Genomic DNA, 19,550 nt, shown 5'->3' with positions numbered 1-19,550 from the left:
TTTAATCGACCGCCAGCTCAGCGCGGCGGCGCGGTGCCGGGCGGGGGCGGCGGCAACGACGCCTGACCGCCAGTGAGCAGCGGCGTGATGTTGCGGATGGTGACGCGCCGGTTGATCGGGCTCGGCCCGTCGGTCTGCTCCTTCAGGTACTGCTCGCCATAGCCCTGCGATGTCAGGTTTTCCGCCGGCACGTTGAACTGCTGCGTCAGCAAGGTGGCCGCCGATTCGGCACGGCGGTCCGACAGCGACAGATTGTCGACGTCGTTGCCGACCGCGTCGGTGTGGCCCTCGATCAGGAATACCGCGCGCGGATTTTGCTGGATTGCGCGGTTGAGGCCGTCGGCGATCACCTGCAGTTTCGCCGCCTGATCGGGCGGGATTTCCCACGATCCGGTTTCGAAGTTGATGGTGTTGACGTCGATGCTCGGCATGCGCTGGCGCACTGTCGGGCTGTAACGGATTTCGTCCAGCGAATAACGCCGTTCGATCCGTTCCACCGGCGGCGCCATCAAGGTGTCGTAGATCACCTCCGGCTCCGCCTCCTCGGCATCGACGATGTAGCGGTTATACGGGATGCGTATCGTCGGCGGCGGCAGCGCGACGAAGAAGCCGCCGGTCGCCCGTGGATCGCGGTAGCTGTTGTCGATGATGATGATCTCGCGGCCGCGCTCGTCGCGGCGGATACGCCGCAGCAACTGGCCGTCGCGGCCCATCACGGTGATGACCTGGCTGCCATCGGGTCTGATGACGACAGTACGGGTCTCGCCGCCGACGGTCTGGGTCTGGATGTCGCGTGCGCCATAGCGGAAGCGCTCGACCTCGTTGTGACGGACATAGGCCTGTCCGCCGGGATCGCGAACGATGATCCGGCCGGGTTCGGTGATGACCGTACGGCCGCCTTCCTGAACTTCGCGACGCTGGCCGCGGAAGTCGTCGAGGCGCTGCGGCCCTGCAGGCCGAGTGCCCGGGGCGATCACCCTGAGCCCCTCTTGGGTCGGAGGAGGCGCCGGCAGTGGTGCCGTGACCTGCGGCGCACGCTGGAAGGCCGGCGCGACCGTTGGCGGCGCGTTCTGGACCCGGCCTGCCGGCGGCGTGGCGGCCGGGGCACCGGGCACGGCGGTTGGCGCCGCGGGAGCGGTCGTGGTGCCCGGAGCCGCCGGAGTTCCAGCAGCCGGGGGTGCCGTCGGCGCGGGTGTCGCGGCCGGCGCCGTTCCAGCGGGGGCGCCGGGAGCCGGCGCGCCGGGGCGGCCCGTCGGTGGTGTTGGCGCCGGCGTTGGCGCACCCGCGGCTGGAGGCGGTGTGCCGGGGCGTCCCTGCGGTGTCGTTGGCGCGGTCGTCGGAGCGCCCGCAGCCGGTGGTGTCGTCGGAGTACCCGCGGCTGGTGGCGTCGCGGGCGGCGCGCCGGGACGCGCCGGCGGTGCGGCCGTGCCGGGCGATGGAGCGGTCGTCGGCGACGCGGCTGGAGCCGGCGTGGCAGTCGGCGCCGGCGGTTGCCTTGCACCGGAAGGCGGGGGCGGCACGGGAGACGGCGTCCCCTTCTGAGCGGGAGGCGGCGTAGGCGTAGGCGTCGGCGCTGCCGGCTGCTTCGGCGCAGTGGGAGCTGCCGCCGGTGGCGGAGGCGGCGGTGGAGTCGGACGCGCGGGCGCCGCCGCGGGAGGTGGCGGTGTCGGAGTCGGACGCGCAGGCGCGGCCGCAGGAGGCGGCGGCGGAGGCGGTGTTGGACGCGGCGGTGCGGCTGCCGGAGGAGGCGGCGCCGGTGTTGGACGTGGCGGCGGTGCAGCCGCCGGTGGTGGGGGCGTCGGTGCCTGGCGTGGCGGTGGGGCAGCCGCCGGCGGCGGTGGGGCAGGCGCCGGACGTGGAGGCGGCGCCGCGGCCGGAGGCGGCGGAGTAGGCGCCGGTCGAGTGGGGGCGGCCGCCGGTGGCGGCGCTCCCTTCGGCGGCGGCTGCTGCCCCTTGGCTTTGCCATCCTCTTCCTTGGCTTGCGCCAGGACAAGCGGAGCGGTCTGCGCATGCGATGCGGAGCTCGCTAGCTGCGTTACCGACAGGGCAGTTGTGGCAAGCAGCACGATGCGAAGGTTTGTCATGATGTCCTTTGGTCCCCGGAAAAGGCCTGGCAGTGGAAAAGGCCCGGCAGTAACGGAAGTGCCGTGTTGACGTATCAGTTGGTCGATCAGCAGCTAATCATTAGGCCGGATTATGGCGGCTTACAAATCGCCCGTAGCTTTTTATTTCATGAAAGCAAAGGGTTGCATGGCCCCTCGTTCATTGCGCGTTCAGACGGTGCTTTCAAAGTTTGTTTCAAAGTTTGTATCATTCGGTCCCCGGATCGGTGGCTGGGTTAGGTGTTCGCGGGCCATTCGGCCCCCGCACTGGTAGCTCGTCTGGCATCTCGCCCGGCAATTCCCGCGGCTGGGGCGGCCGGCCCGGTTCATGCACCGGTGGCGGCACCTCCGGACGAGGACGGCCCGGTGGCTCCTCGCGCGGCGGCTCCGTCGGTTGTCCCGGTGTCGCCGGCGGTACTTCCGGCGGTTCAATCGGCATCAGATCTCCCGGACTACAAGTTCCGGGAGCGATAACGGCGACGCGGGCGTCAAGTTCCCGCATGATCCAATAATGGAACCGAGCTACTCGGGTGCGTGGCAGACAGCCTCGATGTTGTGCCCGTCGGGATCGAGCACGAACGCGCCGTAATAGTTCGGATGATAGATCGCGCGGATCCCCGGTGCACCGTTATCGCGCCCGCCCGCGGCCATTGCCGCCTTGTAGAAGGCGTCAACCGTGGCGCGGTCCTTCGCCACGATCGCGACATGCAGCGGCTTGTCCATTCCGCCCTCGCCGCCGATCCAGAAATCGGGCTTGCCATTGGCGCCGAAACCTGCGGCGGGTTCGTGGCTGTGTTGTTCCTGCGTGACTTCCATCACGAGGGTGTAGTCGAGCGGCGCCAGGGCTTTCAGATAGAAGGCCTTGGAACGTTCATAATCCGAAACCGGAAATCCGATGTGGTCGATCATCAAGCTCTCCTGCGATTTGAGTGATGGGTTCGCAACGGAAATTCAGCCTCGCGCCAACAGCGTGTTGCTGCGGGTCTTGCCGGTCTCGGCATAACCCCGCGAGCGCATGTCGGCGATGCAGTCTTGCTGCCATTCGTCCTTCGACAGATGCTCGATCACGATCGCGCGGGGCCACAAGGCCTGCGGTGCGTCGGCGAAGAAGCCGGTCAACACGCGATCCTCAAATCCTTCGACGTCGATCTTGAGCGCGTCGACATGCGAGACACCAGCCTCCTCCAGGATGCGCTGCAGCCGCAGCGACGGCACCTTGATCGCCTTGCCGGAGGCCTCGCTTGTTACGATGTGGCTGGCGCCGAGATTGTCGCCATCGGTTTCGATCATCAACTCGCCATCGGCGGGACCGGCGGCGGCCGCGACCAGCCGCACCTGCCTGTAGCCGGAGGCGGCGTTGTTGAAGGCAAGCCGCGCATGCGTGACTGGGTGCGGCTCGATCGCGATCACCTTGCCGCCGGCGCCGACATGGCGCGCCAGCGCAAGCGGCATAGGTGCCGACATTGGCGCCGACATCGACGAATACGCCGCCAGCGGGCACATGCGCGCGGAGAAAATTCAGTTCTTCGAGATTGTAGTCGGGATTGAACAGCGCGCCGCGCTCGGTGGCGCTGGCCTGATGATAGAAGCGGAACGAAGCGCCCTGGTATTGCACGTCGACAGGCCCTGTCCGCAACAGGTTCACCAGCCGCGACAGCATCGGCCGGAACGCACCGCGCTTCAGCCGCGAGCGGTGGGCCAGCGAGATAATAGCGGCTTGTGCGGCATTCGGGGCGAACGCGCCGAACGGCGCGGGCGAAGGGTCGTTATCGGGCGTCAAACGGTGGTCCTCGGATAGAAGCGGCGCATGCATAGCCGGTTTTACGGCAGCGAAACAGGTTCAATTTCTGTCGCGATCGATCGGTCTGCTATGTCCTTGCAAAGGCGGGGCACCGGTACGTTGCGGCCTATCTGCGTCATTGCGAACGCAGCGAAGCAATCCATAGCGCGGCGAGTGAAGAGCTGGATTGCTTCGCTGCGCTCGCAATGACGGGCTGGATGGATCGTGCGCGCCACTCGGCGAGAAAGAGGCCTACGCCGCCTCCTTCGCAGCTTTCCGATGGCGCAGGAAGCGGCCGAGCAAGCGGCGTTTGTCCTTGCGCGGAATCAGGTCGACGTCACTGACCAACTTGGCGCCGCCCTTGCGTCGTTCCAGCACGATCTTGCGGCTATGGAATGCCTCCAGCTCGGCGCGATGGGCGACGCTGACGATGGTGGCGTTCGGCAATTCCTTGATGACGAGCTCCATCATCTTGTCCTGGCTCCCTTCGTCGAGTGCGGACGTCGCCTCGTCCAGCACCACGATATCGGGGTTGTGCAGCAGGAGGCGCGCAAACGCCAGCCGCTGCTTCTCGCCGCCGGACAGCGTCTGGTCCCATGGTCCCTCTTCCTCGATCTTCTCCCTGAGATGGTCGAGGCCGACCTTGTGCAGGGCATCGCAGATCTGCTCGGCGAGCCAGTCGTCGGCCGCGCCGGGATAGGCGATCGCGCGTCGCAGCGTGCCGGAGGGGATGTAGGGTTTTTGCGGCAGCATGAAGAGCCGGCGGTCAGGATGGAAATTGACGCTGCCGCCGCCCCAGGGCCACAGCCCGGCGAGCGCGCGGACCAGCGTGCTCTTGCCGGTGCCGGACTCGCCGGCCACCAGCAATCGCTCGCCGGGTTCGATCACGACTTCGGTCTCGCCGACGACGGCGGTGCCGTCGTCCAGTGTCACCGAGAGATCGTTGAGGCTCAGCATGGCGCCGCCTTCCGTCTTCCCACGCTGGATGCGGCCGATGCCGTCGCCCTGCTCGGCACGCTCCAGGCCGTCGAGCGACATCATCAGCGAAGCGATGCGGCGCGCGCAGGCGTTCCAGTCGGCCAGCCGCGGATAATTATCGACCAGCCAGCCGAACGCGGTTTGCACGATGGTGAAGGCGGATGCCGCCTGCATCACCTGGCCCAGCGTCATGCTGCCCTCGAGAAATTTTGGCGCGCACAATAGTATCGGAACCACCGGAGCGATGAGGTGCGATCCCTGCGACACCAGCGTGGTGCGCATGTGCTGGCCGGCGAGCCGCGCCCATTGCTGCAGCACTTTTGAGAATGTCTTGTTGATGCCGTCGCGCTCTTCCTCTTCGCCGCCGAGCAGCGCGATGCTCTCGCCGTTCTCGCGCACGCGGGTCAGGACATAGCGGTATTCGGCCTCGGCCTGGTTCTTGTTTTCGGACACCTGCACGAAGCTTCGTCCGATCGCCGTGATCGAGCCCGAAGCGATCGCAGCGTAGACGATCGCGGCGATCACGAGGAAGCCGGGGATGGTGACGGTCGAGTCGACCAGCGTGATCGTGAGAGCGCCGCCGATGGTCCAGAGCACGACGATGAAGGTGGCGGCTGACAGAAACGCCGATGTGACGCCGGCGACGAAATCCACCGGCGAATCGGTCGCGATCCGCAAATCCTCGGCGATGCGGTATTCGGGATTCTGATGATCGCCGCCGACCAGGTTGAGTTGATAGTAGCGGCCGTTGGCCAGCCAGCGCGAGATCACCGCATTCGTGAGCCAGGCGCGCCAGCGCCGTTGAATGCCCATGCGGGCGAACACCTGGGCCACGCCGAGTAACGCGCTGCCGATGGCCAGCGGAAAGAACACCGCGGTGAGAAAATAGACGGTCGCGGCGTCGCGCCTTTCGATGGCGTCGAAGATTGCGCGATGCCAGACATTGATGCCGTACTGAAATCCGACATTGGTGACGATCAGGAGCAGCAGGCCGATCGATAGCAGCCACGCCAGCCGGTCGCCGCCGCTGCCCCAATAGCCGCGCGCGCTGATCCAGAACCGCGTCAGCAGATAATTTTTGCGGGCCTGCTCGGCCTCCTCCGGAGACATTTCCGGATCGGGCTCGACGACCTCCGGCGGCGGCGGTTCGACACGTTCACCGCCTTCCGCCGTGACGTCCACGAACTCCGAATCTTCTTGTTTCTCAGGGGATTTCTTGGCTGAGGATTTCCTGACAGATGGCTTGGGCTTCACATCGGGTCTGGCCATGCCGCGATAACGTAAGGGAAATCAGATGGTTCCCGCTGGTTGTCCGAGTATCCCTCCGCCGTCATTGCAATGACGTGGAAAACGCCGAAGCCAATCATTGGCACTTACGGCGCCTGGATCACGCTCGCGTTTCCGCGCTCGGCTCTACCTTCCGCCGGCCAACCCGGTGCAGCACATGGGAGAGCTGCTCGATCGAGTAGGGCTTTTGCAGCAGCTCGAAACCGTAGCTGCCGTGCTCCGACAGCACGTGGCTGTAGCCGCTGGTCAGCACCACCGGCAGGTCGGGATGGCGGCGGCGGACTTCCTGGGCGAGTTCAATGCCGGTCATGCCGGGCATCACGACGTCGGTGAACACGGCATCGAAATGCTCGGCGCCGGCCGCCAGTTCTTCGAGTGCATGCACGGCGTTGCCGACGAGCCTGGTGGCGTAGCCGAGTTCGGCCAGCGCGTCGGTGGCGAAGCGTCCGACCTCGGCATTGTCCTCGACCACGAGCACCGACATCCCGCTTCCGTCGATCGCCGCGGCATCTGCTGCCGGCGTTTGTCGCGATTTGCCGCTGCCGGCGGTGCGCGGCAGATACAGCGTGAAAATGCTGCCCTTGCCCACTTCGCTGGACACAGCCACTTCGCCGTCGGATTGCTTGGCGAAGCCGAATACCTGCGACAGGCCGAGCCCGGTGCCATGGCCGGCCTGCTTGGTCGTGAAGAAGGGTTCGAAAATACGTTCGACCTGGTCCGGCGGAATACCGCTGCCGGTATCGGCGACGGATACGGTCACATAACCATATGGATGCTGCGGCTGCGGGGCGGCATTGGGCAGGCTGGCCGCCATTCCGACCGCAATCGTCAGCCGTCCGCGGCTTTCCATAGCGTCCCGCGCGTTCACGGCCATGTTGATGATGGCGGTTTCGAACTGGCCGGCGTCGGCGTTGACCAAGCACGGTTCTTCCGGCCCAAGGATGACAATTTCGATGCGCGAACCGATCAGGGTGCCGATCATTTCACTCAGCATCTGCACGGTCCGCCCGACGTCGAACACCTCCGGCTTCAACGTCTGCCGCCGCGCGAAGGCCAGCAATTGCCCGGTCAGCTTGGCGGCGCGGGTCACCGTATCCGAGATCGCATCGATATAGCGCAGCCGCCGCTGTTCCGGCAGGTCGGGCCGCCGCAACAGGTCCACGGAAGCGCGGATCACCGTCAGCAGATTATTGAAGTCGTGCGCAACACCGCCGGTCAACTGGCCCAGCGCCTCCAGCCGCTGACCGTGCTTCAACGCTTCCTCGGCCACCCGGCGCTTCTCGGCCTCGAAATAAAGGTGGCGCGTCCGGCGCAAGGCCAGCCCCAGAAGGGCAAACAGCAGCGCGGTGGCCGGCGCACCGAAAATCAGGTGCTGGCTCATGGTGGACAGCCAGCGCGCCCGGATCACCGACGTCTCGAGGCCGGCGCTGACATAGATCGGGTATTCGGCCAGCCGCTGATATCCGAGGCGCCGTTCGATGCCGTCGGTCGATGAGGTCACGGTGACGAGGCCGGCCTTGGGATCGGACTTGGGATCGGCCGCGAGCAGTTTTCCGATCGGGCTGTTGCGGTCGAGACGGACCTCGCGGCCTGCAGCGGGAAAGCGAGCTAGCACGGCGCCGTCCGCGCGACCGACCGCGAAGAAACTGCCCGGCTCGCGGCCGATCCGGGCGTAGTAATTTTCGAAATATTCCGGCAGCACGGAGGTCTGGATCACACCTGCGAAGCTGCCGTCCTCGCTCGGGCGCCGTCTGCCGACGCCGAAGAATGCCGCGCCCTGATAGGGCGGCCGTGGCGTGAGCGCCTCGCCAATATAGGTTCCGATATCGCCGGCGACGTGGGCTTTGAAATAGTCCCGGTCGGAAAAATCGATCTCGGGCGCCGGGACGACGAGGCTGTTGACGAGCGCGTGGCCCTTGGCGTCGAATATCCAGGCCGACTTCACCTGCGGCAGGGAGGCGACCAACTGCTTCAGCCGCAAATGCAGCGCTTGTTCGCGGGCAACGATGTCAGCGTCGGGAAGGTCGCGGATGATCTCGGCGATCTCCGACAGGCTGCGGTCGATGGTCTCGAATACTTTCAGCGCATGCTCGTGCGCGACATCCAGCGTGCGCTCGATTTCACGGTCGGCCGTTTCGCGGATCGAGACCCAGGAGACAGCGGATGCAAATACAAAGAGCGCCAACGGAAGCGCCAATGAGGCGACCATCATCCATTGCAGCAGTCTCAGCGAATTAGGTTGCGCGGTCTGCACGCTCGCTCCGGCTTCGTGCCAAGCTTAACGCAAAGTCGTGCGAGGAATAAAGCGGAGCGGCGAAGGGAACTTGCGCTTCGGGCGGTCAAGCCGGATTGATCATAATAGATTCAAATCCGGCCGTTCGCGTTCCCCAAATCTACGGCACCACGGCTAGATCTGGCGCTCGACCATCTTCAGCTTGAGTTCGGCAATGGCTTCCGACGGGTTCAGGCCCTTCGGGCAGGCCTTGGCGCAGTTCATGATGGTGTGGCAGCGGTAGAGCCGGAACGGGTCTTCGAGGTTGTCGAGCCGTTGGCCGGTCGCTTCATCGCGGGAATCCTTCACCCAGCGCGTCGCCTGCAGCAGCGCGGCGGGCCCGAGGAAGCGTTCGCTGTTCCACCAGTAGCTCGGGCAGGAAGTCGAGCAGCAGGCGCACAGGATGCACTCGTAAAGGCCGTCGAGCTTTTCACGGTCCTCGTGGCTTTGCTTCCATTCCTTCTGCGGCGTCGGCGTCGTGGTCTGCAGCCACGGCTCGATCGAGGCATATTGCGCGTAGAAGTTCGTGAGGTCGGGCACCAGGTCCTTCACGACAGGCTGATGCGGCAGCGGATTGACTTTCACCGCGCCACCTGCGGCCACGTCGTGCATCGACTTGGTGCAAGCCAGCGTGTTCTGGCCGTCGATGTTCATGGCACAGGAGCCGCAGACGCCTTCGCGGCAGGAGCGGCGGAAGGTCAGCGTGGGGTCGATGTTGTTCTTGATCCAGATCAGGCCGTCGAGCACCATCGGCCCGCAATCGTTGATGTCGACATGATAGGTGTCGATGCTCGGGTTCTTGCCGTCGTCCGGATTCCAGCGATAGACCCGGAACTCGCGCGTCTCGGTCGCGCTTGCCGGCTTCGGCCAGGCCTTGCCGCCGGTGATCTTCGAATTTTTCGGAAGCGTGAATTCAGCCATGCTTGCAAGCCTTCGCTGTCGTCATCAATACACCCGCGCCTTCGGCGGGATGTACTGGACGTCGTTCGTCATCGTGTAGTCGTGCACCGGGCGGTAATCGATCACGGTCTTGCCGTTCGGATCGATCCAGGCCAGCGTGTGCTTCATCCAGTTCTTGTCGTCGCGCTCGGCAAAGTCCTCGCGCGCATGGGCGCCGCGGCTTTCGGTGCGGTTCGCCGCCGAATCCATGGTAACCACCGCCTGCACGATCAGATTATCGAATTCGAGCGTCTCGATCAGGTCGGAATTCCACACCAGCGAGCGGTCGGTGGTCGCGATGTCGCCGATGCCGCCATGCACCTTGTGAATCAGGTTCTGGCCCTCGTGAAGGATTTCGCCGGTGCGGAACACCGCGCAATTGTTCTGCATCACGTGCTGCATGCTGTCCCGCAGCTTCGCGGTCGGCGTGCCGCCGGAGGCATGGCGGTAATGATCGAGCCGTCCGAGTGCCATGTCGGCGGAATCCTTCGGCAGTTCGGGCTGCTTGCCGTTCGGCGTCAGCTTTTCCGCCAGCCGCAGCGCGGCGGCGCGGCCGAACACGACGAGGTCGATCAGCGAGTTGGAGCCGAGCCGGTTGGCGCCGTGCACGGACACGCAGGCTGCTTCGCCGATCGCCATCAGGCCCGGCACCACGGCATTGTCGTCGCCGTCCTTCTTGGTCAGGACTTCGGCGTGATAATTGGTGGGAATGCCGCCCATGTTGTAGTGCACGGTCGGCACGATCGGAATCGGCTCCCGGGTGACGTCGACATTGGCGAAGATCTTCGCCGATTCGGAAATGCCGGGCAGCCGTTCCTGCAGCACCTTCGGATCGAGATGATCGAGGTGCAGATAGATGTGGTCCTTCTTCTTGCCGACGCCGCGGCCTTCGCGGATCTCGATGGTCATCGAGCGCGAGACCACGTCGCGCGAAGCGAGGTCCTTGGCGGAGGGCGCATAGCGTTCCATGAAGCGCTCGCCCTCGGAATTGACGAGATAGCCGCCTTCGCCGCGCGCGCCCTCGGTGACGAGACAGCCGGCACCGTAAATCCCGGTCGGGTGGAACTGGACGAACTCCATGTCCTGCAGCGGCAGGCCGGCGCGCAGCACCATGCCGCCGCCGTCGCCGGTGCAGGTATGCGCCGAAGTGCAGGAGGCATAGGCGCGGCCATAGCCGCCGGTGGCGAGAATCGTGGTCTGGGCACGGAAGCGGTGCAACGTGCCGTCGTCGAGCTTGAGCGCGATGACGCCGCGGCAGACGCCCTGGTCGTCCATGATCAGGTCGATGGCGAAGAATTCGATGTAGAACTCGGCCGAATGGCGCAGCGCCTGGCCGTACATCGTGTGCAGCATGGCGTGACCGGTGCGGTCGGCGGCGGCGCAAGTGCGCTGCGCCTGGCCCTTGCCGTAGTCCATCGTCATGCCGCCGAACGGACGCTGGTAGATCTTGCCGTCCTCGGTGCGCGAGAACGGCACGCCCCAATGCTCCAGCTCGTAGACGGCTTCCGGCGCGTTGCGCACCATGTATTCGATCGCGTCCTGGTCGCCGAGCCAGTCCGACCCCTTGACGGTGTCGTACATGTGCCAGCGCCAGTCGTCCTGATGCATGTTGCCGAGCGAAGCCGAAATGCCGCCTTGGGCCGCGACCGTATGCGAGCGTGTCGGGAACACTTTTGTAATGCAGGCGGTACGCAGGCCAGCCTCGCTGCAGCCGACCACGGCGCGCAGGCCGGCGCCGCCGGCGCCGACGACCACGACGTCGTAGGTGTGGTCCTCGATCGGATAGGCTTTTCCGTTGCTGGCCGGGCCACTGGCCCTGGTGGCTTTGCCGTTACCTTCGGCGGGCGAACCTTGAGCAGCCATGGGTTACACTCCCGATGACAATTTTACGATCGCGTAGATCGACGCCAAGGCGACCGCGATACAGAAGAAATTATTGGCCATCACGCTCACGAGCTTCACCGTCTCGTTGTGCACATAGTCCTCGATGATGATCTGCATGCCGATTTTCATGTGCCAGGCGCTGGCGATGATGAAGAGGACCAGGATGATGGCGATCGGAAGCGAGCCGAGGATTTGCGCAGCGCCGGCCTGATTGCGGCCGATCAGCATCAGCACGATCACGATGACGGGCACGATCAGCAGCGTCATCGCCACCGCCGTGAGGCGCTGGCGCCAGAAATCGGTGGTGCCGGAATGCGAGGAACCGAGATTGCGGACGCGGCCGAGCGGCGTGCGCATCGAGGAGGGGCGGCTCATCGTCCGCCTCCGACCGTGTAGGCGATGATCCAGACCAGGACGGTCAGCGAAATGCCCGCGATCAGCGCGCCCCAGGTGAGGGCTTCGCGCTCGTTGGCCTTGAAGCCGTAGCCGAGGTCCCAGAAGAAATAGCGGATACCGCTGACCAGATGGTGGAGCAGCGCCCAAGTGTAGCCGAACACGATCAGCTTGCCGATGATGCTGCCGGTGAAGGCCTGGACGTTGGCGTAGGCTCCGGGGCCGGACGCCGCTGCGATCAGCCACCAGGCGAGCAGTAGCGTACCGAAATAGAGCGCAATCCCGGTGGCGCGGTGGACGACGGAAAGCGCCATCGTCAGGGTGACGCGATAGGTCTGCAAATGGGGCGATAGCGGTCGTTCGATCCTGGCGGTCATTCGGCGGCTTCATGTTTTATGGGACCGCGGCCGGCCCATCGGGGAACGCGGTAGATAAATTCTATTTACGGAGTCGAGTCAGTCCGCGCAACGCCCAAATCGCTTGGAACGGAATCATCGTTCATCGCTATAGAGCTACGAAACGCGGTTGTTCAGCGGCTTGGTATACCACGGGTGTTGACCTAGCTGAAGAACTGAATGAATATTCCGTTCATTGAGGAGCGCAGCGGGAGCGGGCACCGGCTCGTAATAGGCGGAGTAACCGCACTAGGTGGCAGGCGGGCCAGATCCGCTCGGCCTGCCACGACGGCGCGCGCGATGCCGGCGCCCCCTTCGCGGCCGTGGCGCATCGAGGCTATTCATCCAGAGCCGACCGGATATGCGGTCTTTGCGGACCGCTTTGCTGCCGCCGGCGAAGCCCCATTCAGCGCCGCCAGATGCGTCCGCGCGACAGTGCCTATGTCCAAGCGCGCGCTGGAGATGGCGTTCGGCATTTCCCGCCGCGGCGTATGAGCCCCCTGCGTTCGCAGGGACGACATCGAATTACTTGGCGTAGATCTTGGCGTACGTATCCCGCAAAATGTTCTTCTGCACTTTTCCCATGGCGTTGCGCGGCAATTCGTCGACGACGAAGACGCGCTTCGGCATCTTGAATTTGGCAAGTCGTCCGTCGAGCGCTTTCAGCACGCCCGCTTCGGTGACGTCTGCGTCCTTGTTGCAGACCAGCACCGCGGTGACGCCTTCGCCGAAATCGGCATGCGGCACGCCGATCACGGCGGATTCGATCACGCCCGGCATGGCGTCGATCTCGCTCTCGATTTCCTTGGGGTAGACGTTGAAGCCGCCTGAAATCACCAGATCCTTGCCGCGGCCCAGGATGTGCACATAGCCCTTGGCGTCGATCTTGCCGAGATCGCCGGTGATGAAGAAGCCGTCGTCGCGAAATTCGGACTTCGTCTTCTCCGGCATGCGCCAGTAGCCCTTGAACACGTTGGGCCCTTTCACCTCGATCATGCCGATCTCGTCGCGCGCGAGCTCCTTGCCGGTCTCGGGATCGGTGACGCGGACGGAAACGCCGGGCAGGGGATGGCCGACGGCGCCGGGGACGCGCTCGCCATCATAGGGGTTGGAGGTATTCATGTTGGTTTCGGTCATGCCGTAGCGTTCCAGCACGGCGTGGCCGGTGCGCGCGGCCCATTCGCGATGGGTGTCGGCGAGCAGCGGCGCCGAGCCGGAAATGAACAGCCGCATGTGGCTGGTCGATTCCTTCGACAGCGCCGGGCTCTGCAACAGCCGCGTGTAGAAGGTCGGCACGCCCATCAGCACGGTGGCGCGCGCCATCAGCTTGATGATCATTTCTGGATCGAATTTCGGCAGGAAGATCATCGAGGCGCGGGCGAACAGCGTCACGTTGCTCGCCACGAACAGGCCGTGGGTGTGATAGATCGGCAGCGCGTGGATCAGCACATCCTTGTCGGTGAAGCGCCAGTAGTCGACCAGGCTGTAAGAGTTTGACGCCAGATTGTCGTGCGTCAGCATCGCGCCCTTGGAGCGGCCGGTGGTGCCTGAGGTGTAGAGAATGGCAGCCAGATCGTCATTGCTGCGGGCGACCGTTGCGAAGGCGGCATCGGCCTTGGCGGCGGCGTCCGTCAGTGATCCCTCGCCGTCGGGCCCAAGCGTTTCGACTTTTGCGTTCACCTTCGCGGCGATCACGCCGATGCCTTCGGCCTTCGAGGGATCGCACACGACCAGCGACGGCTCGGCGTCGGAGATGAAGTAGTCGAGCTCGTTGAGCGTGTAGGCGGTGTTGAGCGGCAAATAGACCGCGCCCGCGCGTACGGTTGCGAGATAGAGCACCAGCGCCGGGACCGATTTCTCAGTCTGGGCTGCGACACGGTCGCCGGGCTTGACGCCGCGCGAGACCAGCACATTCGCCGTCTGGCCGGCGCGGGCGATCAGCTCGCCATAGCCGATGCGCGTGCCATCGAGCATCTCGATCGCGAGCCGGTTCGGATCGTCGAGCGTGTCGAACAGGCGGGAAAACAGGTTGGCGTTGGCAGTCGTGTTCATGCAAACTTCCCCTAGAGGGCGCTGGCCTGCGAATTTCGCAGGCTGGAATAGCAAGAACGCCCTTCAAAAAGCAACGGAGACAGTTTGCATGACAAATGGCGGGAAACGCGTGGCCTGGGTGACGGGCGGTGGCAGCGGGATTGGCGAGGCCGGCGCCGAGGCGCTGGCAGCCGATGGCTGGACGGTGGTGGTCTCGGGGCGGCGGAAAGATGCCCTCGACAAGGTCGTGGCCAATATCACCCAAAAGGGCGGCAAAGCCGAGGCGATCGCGCTCGATGTCAGCAACAAGGCGGATGTAGACAAGGCGGCGGACCAGATCCTCAGCCGACACGGCCAGATCGACCTCTTGGTCAACAGTGCCGGCATCAACGTGCCCAAGCGAAGCTGGGCCGACATGGAACTGGAGGGCTGGGACAAGGTCGTCGATATCAACCTCAACGGCGTGCTCTACTGCATGCGCGCGGTGCTGCCGGCGATGCGCAAGCAAAAGGACGGCTGCATCATCAACGTCGCGTCCTGGGCCGGCCGTCATGTGTCAAAGATGCCGGGCCCGGCCTATACCACGACAAAACATGCGGTGCTGGCGCTGACCCATTCCTTCAACATGGACGAATGCGTCAATGGCTTGCGCGCCTGCTGCCTGTCGCCGGGCGAGGTCGCCACCCCAATCCTGAAATCGCGCCCGGTGGTGCCCTCGGAAGAGGAGCAGGCGAAAATGCTGCAGCCGGAAGATTGCGGCCGCACCATCGCCTTCGTCGCCAGCCTGCCGCCGCGGGTCTGCGTCAACGAGATCCTGATCAGCCCGACGCATAATCGCGGATTTATTCAAACGCCGAATAGCCGGGATTAAAGCGAGCTCTCTCCAATCGTCGTCCCTGCGAACGCAGGGACCCATAACCACAGGCGGTCGTGGTTGCGCACAGCGGTGGCCACAGCGCTCGCAATCACGCACGCCGGTGGTTATGGGCCCCTGCTTTCGCAGGGGCGACGGGGCGTGTCGCCGCACGGACGACGTCCCCAAAAGTTTCAAGCATCACGATAAATTATTCGCCGAAACCGGCCCAAAAACCTCCCGTAGCTCAGGCCAACGACGACGAAATCAACCGGTCCATCGACCAGCGTCGTTGTTTTCATCACCGGCGATACCCGCCGGGCACAGCAATCCTCGGGAGAAGATTCCATGTCGAAACGTATTGCACTTCTGTCCGCCGCCGTCTTCAGCGCGCTGGCTTTCACCGCCACCATCACCGCGCCAGTTAGCGCAGAAGAAAAGACCGTGATGGTCGGAGGTGCGGCGATGTTCCCGTCCAAGAACATCATTCAGAACGCCGTCAATTCGAAGGACCACACCACGCTGGTCGCCGCCGTGAAGGCCGCCGGCCTGGTCGCGACGCTGGAAGGCAAGGGTCCGTTCACGGTGTTCGCACCGACCAACACCGCCTTCGGCAAGCTGCCGGCCGGCACGGTCGAGACGCTGGTGAAGCCTGAGAACAAGGCGACCCTGACCAAGATCCTCACCTACCATGTCGTGCCCGGCAAGCTCGCCGCGTCCGACCTGAAGGACGGCATGAAGCTCAAGACTGCCGAAGGCGAACAACTGTCCGTCAAGCTCCAGGACGGCAAGACCTGGATCGTCGACGCCAAGGGCGGAACCTCGATGGTTACGATCTCGAACGTCAATCAGTCGAACGGCGTGATCCATGTGGTTGACACCGTGCTGATGCCGGCGTCCTGAGCTCCCGCGCGTCCCTGAACTGGTCCCAACAGGGGCGTGTGGATTGGCGGGCCGGGGCAACCCGGCTCGCTTTTTCGTGAAAGTCGATACGCGCCATGCATCGTTCTGATAGAATCATGGCAGTAACGAAACCACGGTTCCGGGCGTATATTCGATACGAATTGCAAGCGGGGATGAGCCATGTCGGCCGTAACAGCCAGCGACGAGCACGCCGCGTCAACCAAGGCAAAGGTCATTCAGCCGGCCTGGGTGCGGGCGCTGCATTGGACCAACGCCTTCGCGATGGTCCTGATGATCATGTCGGGATGGCAGATCTATAACGCCTCGCCGTTATTCGGCTTTACGTTTCCCCGTTCGGTCACGCTGGGCGGCTGGCTCGCCGGAGGGCTGCTCTGGCATTTCGCCGCGATGTGGCTGTTGATGGTCAACGGCCTGATCTACCTGGTGATGGGCTTTGTCACCGGCCGCTTCCGCAAGAAGCTGCTGCCGATCACGCCGGAGGGCGTGATTTCAGATACGAAAGCTGCGCTGACTGGTAAGCTGTCGCACGACGACCTCAGCAGATACAATTATGTGCAGAAGTTGCTCTACGCCGGCATCATCGTCGTCGGCATCCTCATTGTGCTGTCGGGACTGGCAATCTGGAAGCCAGTGCAACTGCAATACCTGGCGGCGTTGTTCGGCGGCTACGAGGGCGCCCGTTACGTCCATTTCTTCTGCATGGCGGCGATCGTCGCCTTCATGGTGGTTCATGTCGCGCTCGCCCTTCTGGTACCGAAGAGCCTGCGCGCCATGATCATCGGCCGCTAGTTCAAGGGAGAGCGACCATGGGCCGCATGCGCAAGCTTCTGATCCCCGGCGTCGACAAGACGCTTCTCGTCAGAGACGCCGTCAAGTCCATGCCGGATCTCACCCGCCGGCGCTTCATCTCGGGCGGCGCCAGCCTCGGCGCGCTGACGCTTCTGACCGGCTGCGATGTGACGGACAGTTTCTCGGCCGAGGAGATGCTGAAGCAGGTCTCGAAATTCAATGACGGCGTGCAAGCATTGATGTTCAATCCCAATGCGATGGCGCCGACGTTCCCGGAAAGCGCAATTACAAAGCCGTTCCCATTCAACGCCTATTACGACCTCGACGAGGCGCCGGAAGTCGACGGCAAGACCTGGAAACTCGAAGTGCGTGGCCTGGTCGAGAACAAGAGGTCCTGGACGCTGGACGAGCTCTATCAACTGCCGCAGGTCAAGCAAGTGACGCGCCATATCTGCGTCGAAGGCTGGAGCGCGATCGGAAGCTGGACCGGCACGCCGTTGCGCGATTTCCTCAAACTGGTCGGCGCGGATACGCGGGCGAAATATGTCTGGTTCCAGTGCGCCGATAAAGACGGCTACAATTCGCCGCTCGACATGCCGAGCGCACTGCATGCGCAGACCCAGATGACGTTCAAATTCGGTGACGAGATCCTGCCGCGCGCCTATGGTTTCCCGATGAAGATCAGGGTGCCGACCAAGCTCGGTTTCAAGAACCCGAAATACGTGATGTCGATGGAAGTCACCAACGACTACAAGGGCGGCTTCTGGGAAGACCAGGGGTATAATTCGTTTAGCGGGAGTTAGAGACGTTCGGATCAGCCGCGTTTGATGTCGTCCGAAATCGGCGCGAAGCGAACATGTCCCGCAAGTCCGCTTCGGGCCATTGCCGAAGCCGAATTTCCACGGTCCAAGGGAATGGCGACTATTCGACGAAGCCGGCCAGTCTCGGCAGCCACAGACTGATGGCTGGGAAATAAATGCACAGCATCAAGCCGAGCACCTGCAGCGCAACGAACGGATACATGGCCGTGAACACGTCGCTCATGGTGATGCCCGGCGGCGCCGTGCCCTTCATGTAGAACAGCGTCGCCCCGAACGGCGGCGTCATGAATGCGGTCTGCAGATTGACCGCAACCAGGGTGCCGAACCAGGTCATCAGGGCAGCGTTGCTGCCGATGTGGTCGGAGAAGTCGTACTTCAACAGGATCGGCGCGAACACCGGCAGGACGATCAGGCAGATCTCGATCCACTCGAACGGGAAGCCGAGCAGGAAGATCAGAACCATGATGAAGGTGAGCATTTCCCACTTGGTGTCGATGCCGAAATGGGTAAGCGTCGAGATCATCACGTCGTCGCCGCCGAGCACGCGGAACACGTAGGAGAAGCCGGTCGCGCCGAGGAAGATCAGGAACACCAGGCCGTTGGCGCGGCAGGAGGAATAGATCGCCTCGTTCATCATCTTGAACGTCAGGCGCCTGTTCAGCGCGGCGATGAACATGGAGCCGAGCACGCCGACAGCACCGCTCTCCGTGGGTGTGGCCCAGCCGGCGAAGATCGAGCCGAGCACGATCACCAACAGCGCCGTCATGGGGAACAGGCCCCGCCAGACGGCGTACCAGAACGCACGGCGGGTCTGCGGCCCGTAGCCGGGCGGCAGCTTGGGCGCGGCGCCCGGCCTGAAGATGGCGACGAGCAATATATAGACGAGGTAGAGGCCGGAGAGCAGGAAGCCCGGCAAGATGGCGGCGAGAAACAGGTTGCCCGCCGAGGTCGCCAGCATCTCCGCCATCACCACCAGCATGATGGCCGGCGGAATCAGGATGCCGAGCGTTCCGGCCGAGGCGATGGTGCCAATGGCAAGCCGCTTATCGTAACCCGCGGCCAGCATCTGCGGCAGGGCGATCACCGACAGCGTGATTACCGCCGCGCCGACCACGCCTATCGGCGCTGCCAGGATCGTGCCCATCACCATCACGGAGACCGCCAGCGCGCCCGGGCACCGCTTGAGCAGGACCTCGGCTGCGTCCAGCATGTCCTTCGCGGAGCCCGATCGCTCGAGGATTGCGCCCATGAAGATGAACATGGGGATCGACGCCAGCACCGGATCGTTGGCGACTCCGCCCCACATGCGCAGTACGATATCGGACAGGCCCATCAGCTTGAACGTGCCGAGCCAAGCGCCCAGGACAGCAAAGACGAGCGCCAGTCCGCCCATGATGAAGGCGACCGGGTAGCCGATGAAAATGAAGAAAAACATCGACACGAACATGATCAGAGCGAGATTGTCGGCCAGCCAGTCGAGCACGTTGGAGTCCTCCGTTGGACTAGACGTCCGTAATCACGTGTCCGATTTGCAGATTGACCTCCCGCTCCGACTTTTCACCGAACAGGAAGACGATCACGCGGAGCAGTACACTGAGGATGCCGAGCACCACCATCCACAGGCCGGCAGCGTAGACGCCCTTGATGATCCAGCGGTGGGTCAACCCGACCGTGCTGTCGGATTGCTCGCCGAGCCGATAGGACTGCGTAACGAAATCTAGGCTGTAGTAGGCGACCAGCGCCATGTAGGGCAGCGCCAACACAAGGCAGCCGGCGAGTTCGATCCATGCCCTGTTGCGATACGACATCTTGTCGGTGAACGTGTCGACCCGGGGATGCGCGTTGATCGTGTAGCAGTAGCCCATCCAGAGCGAGAAGATCGCGGCGTGGAAGTGCCATTCCAGCTCTTGCAGCTTGGTGTACGGCAGCTGCAAGCCAAACTTCCGCGCGACGACATCGAACGTGGTCACGCACGCCATGATGACCAGCAGCCAACCGGACGCCAGGGCAACAAACTCGAGCGCCCGCCGTATGTTCTCGGACAGCTTCAGCAATGCAGTCATCGCGACAAAGTCCTGCTGTGGCGCATCCCGCGGCAGCGC

At 63.9% G+C, this 19,550-nt stretch carries 16 protein-coding genes and 1 pseudogene; 4 read left to right on the top strand and 13 right to left on the bottom strand.

Going from position 1 to position 19,550, the window contains the following annotated elements; translation table 11 throughout:
* Nucleotides 1–17 precede the first annotated feature (17 nt).
* The 11 genes and pseudogenes from V1273_RS00085 to V1273_RS00035 form a co-directional block, all read right to left on the bottom strand.
* A complete protein-coding gene (locus V1273_RS00085) occupies nt 18–2,084 on the bottom strand; it encodes an OmpA family protein (protein ID WP_334408326.1) in 2,067 nt (688 codons plus the stop codon).
* Between the two features lie 226 nt (nt 2,085–2,310).
* Nucleotides 2,311–2,541: a hypothetical protein gene (locus V1273_RS00080; RefSeq protein ID WP_083754615.1), complete on the bottom strand. Its 231-nt coding sequence runs from the start codon at nt 2,539–2,541 to the stop codon at nt 2,311–2,313.
* 83 nt (nt 2,542–2,624) lie between these two features.
* Nucleotides 2,625–3,011 (bottom strand): VOC family protein, encoded by a 387-nt coding sequence (locus V1273_RS00075; protein WP_334408324.1) that lies wholly within the window; start codon nt 3,009–3,011, stop codon nt 2,625–2,627.
* 42 nt (nt 3,012–3,053) lie between these two features.
* Nucleotides 3,054–3,882, bottom strand: a pseudogene (locus tag V1273_RS00070) (FkbM family methyltransferase).
* A gap of 252 nt (nt 3,883–4,134) precedes the next feature.
* Nucleotides 4,135–6,129 (bottom strand): ABC transporter ATP-binding protein/permease, encoded by a 1,995-nt coding sequence (locus V1273_RS00065; protein ID WP_334408323.1) that lies wholly within the window; start codon nt 6,127–6,129, stop codon nt 4,135–4,137.
* Between the two features lie 118 nt (nt 6,130–6,247).
* Complete coding sequence (locus tag V1273_RS00060; protein ID WP_334365650.1) at nt 6,248–8,401, bottom strand: hybrid sensor histidine kinase/response regulator; 2,154 nt, start codon at nt 8,399–8,401, stop codon at nt 6,248–6,250.
* 153 nt (nt 8,402–8,554) lie between these two features.
* On the bottom strand, nt 8,555–9,340 hold the full coding sequence (locus tag V1273_RS00055) for a succinate dehydrogenase iron-sulfur subunit (RefSeq protein ID WP_334408321.1): 786 nt from the start codon (nt 9,338–9,340) through the stop codon (nt 8,555–8,557).
* A 24-nt stretch (nt 9,341–9,364) separates the two neighbouring features.
* The gene (sdhA, locus tag V1273_RS00050; RefSeq protein WP_334365648.1) at nt 9,365–11,221 is read right to left on the bottom strand and encodes a succinate dehydrogenase flavoprotein subunit; all 1,857 of its coding nucleotides are present in this window, start codon (nt 11,219–11,221) and stop codon (nt 9,365–9,367) included.
* A gap of 3 nt (nt 11,222–11,224) precedes the next feature.
* A complete protein-coding gene (sdhD, locus tag V1273_RS00045) occupies nt 11,225–11,599 on the bottom strand; it encodes a succinate dehydrogenase, hydrophobic membrane anchor protein (protein ID WP_334369080.1) in 375 nt (124 codons plus the stop codon).
* 14 nt (nt 11,600–11,613) lie between these two features.
* On the bottom strand, nt 11,614–12,012 hold the full coding sequence (gene sdhC / locus V1273_RS00040; RefSeq protein ID WP_334379755.1) for a succinate dehydrogenase, cytochrome b556 subunit: 399 nt from the start codon (nt 12,010–12,012) through the stop codon (nt 11,614–11,616).
* A 543-nt stretch (nt 12,013–12,555) separates the two neighbouring features.
* The gene (locus V1273_RS00035; protein ID WP_334408320.1) at nt 12,556–14,082 is read right to left on the bottom strand and encodes a malonate--CoA ligase; all 1,527 of its coding nucleotides are present in this window, start codon (nt 14,080–14,082) and stop codon (nt 12,556–12,558) included.
* A gap of 88 nt (nt 14,083–14,170) precedes the next feature.
* Between V1273_RS00035 and V1273_RS00030 the strand changes: the two genes are divergently transcribed.
* The 4 genes from V1273_RS00030 to V1273_RS00015 all read left to right on the top strand — a co-directional run bounded on the left by V1273_RS00030 (nt 14,171) and on the right by V1273_RS00015 (nt 17,430).
* Complete coding sequence (locus tag V1273_RS00030; protein WP_334408318.1) at nt 14,171–14,932, top strand: SDR family oxidoreductase; 762 nt, start codon at nt 14,171–14,173, stop codon at nt 14,930–14,932.
* 330 nt (nt 14,933–15,262) lie between these two features.
* Nucleotides 15,263–15,817 carry a fasciclin domain-containing protein gene (locus V1273_RS00025; RefSeq protein WP_334408316.1) on the top strand — a complete coding sequence of 185 codons (555 nt, stop codon included), beginning with the start codon at nt 15,263–15,265 and terminating at the stop codon, nt 15,815–15,817.
* A gap of 180 nt (nt 15,818–15,997) precedes the next feature.
* Nucleotides 15,998–16,627, top strand: coding sequence for a cytochrome b/b6 domain-containing protein (locus tag V1273_RS00020; protein WP_334408314.1), 630 nt, complete (start codon nt 15,998–16,000; stop codon nt 16,625–16,627).
* 17 nt (nt 16,628–16,644) lie between these two features.
* On the top strand, nt 16,645–17,430 hold the full coding sequence (locus V1273_RS00015; RefSeq protein ID WP_334408313.1) for a molybdopterin-binding protein: 786 nt from the start codon (nt 16,645–16,647) through the stop codon (nt 17,428–17,430).
* Between the two features lie 118 nt (nt 17,431–17,548).
* Here V1273_RS00015 and V1273_RS00010 read toward each other — a convergent pair whose 3' ends face one another.
* On the bottom strand, nt 17,549–18,931 hold the full coding sequence (locus tag V1273_RS00010; RefSeq protein ID WP_334408311.1) for a TRAP transporter large permease: 1,383 nt from the start codon (nt 18,929–18,931) through the stop codon (nt 17,549–17,551).
* Between the two features lie 19 nt (nt 18,932–18,950).
* The coding region (locus tag V1273_RS00005; protein ID WP_334408310.1) for a TRAP transporter small permease subunit at nt 18,951–19,550 on the bottom strand (600 nt) is incomplete at its 5' end.

It is taken from the genome of Bradyrhizobium sp. AZCC 1721 (genome assembly GCF_036924715.1).
Classification (GTDB): Bacteria; Pseudomonadota; Alphaproteobacteria; order Rhizobiales; family Xanthobacteraceae; genus Bradyrhizobium.
This window is presented reverse-complemented; position numbering and strand designations above follow the sequence as displayed.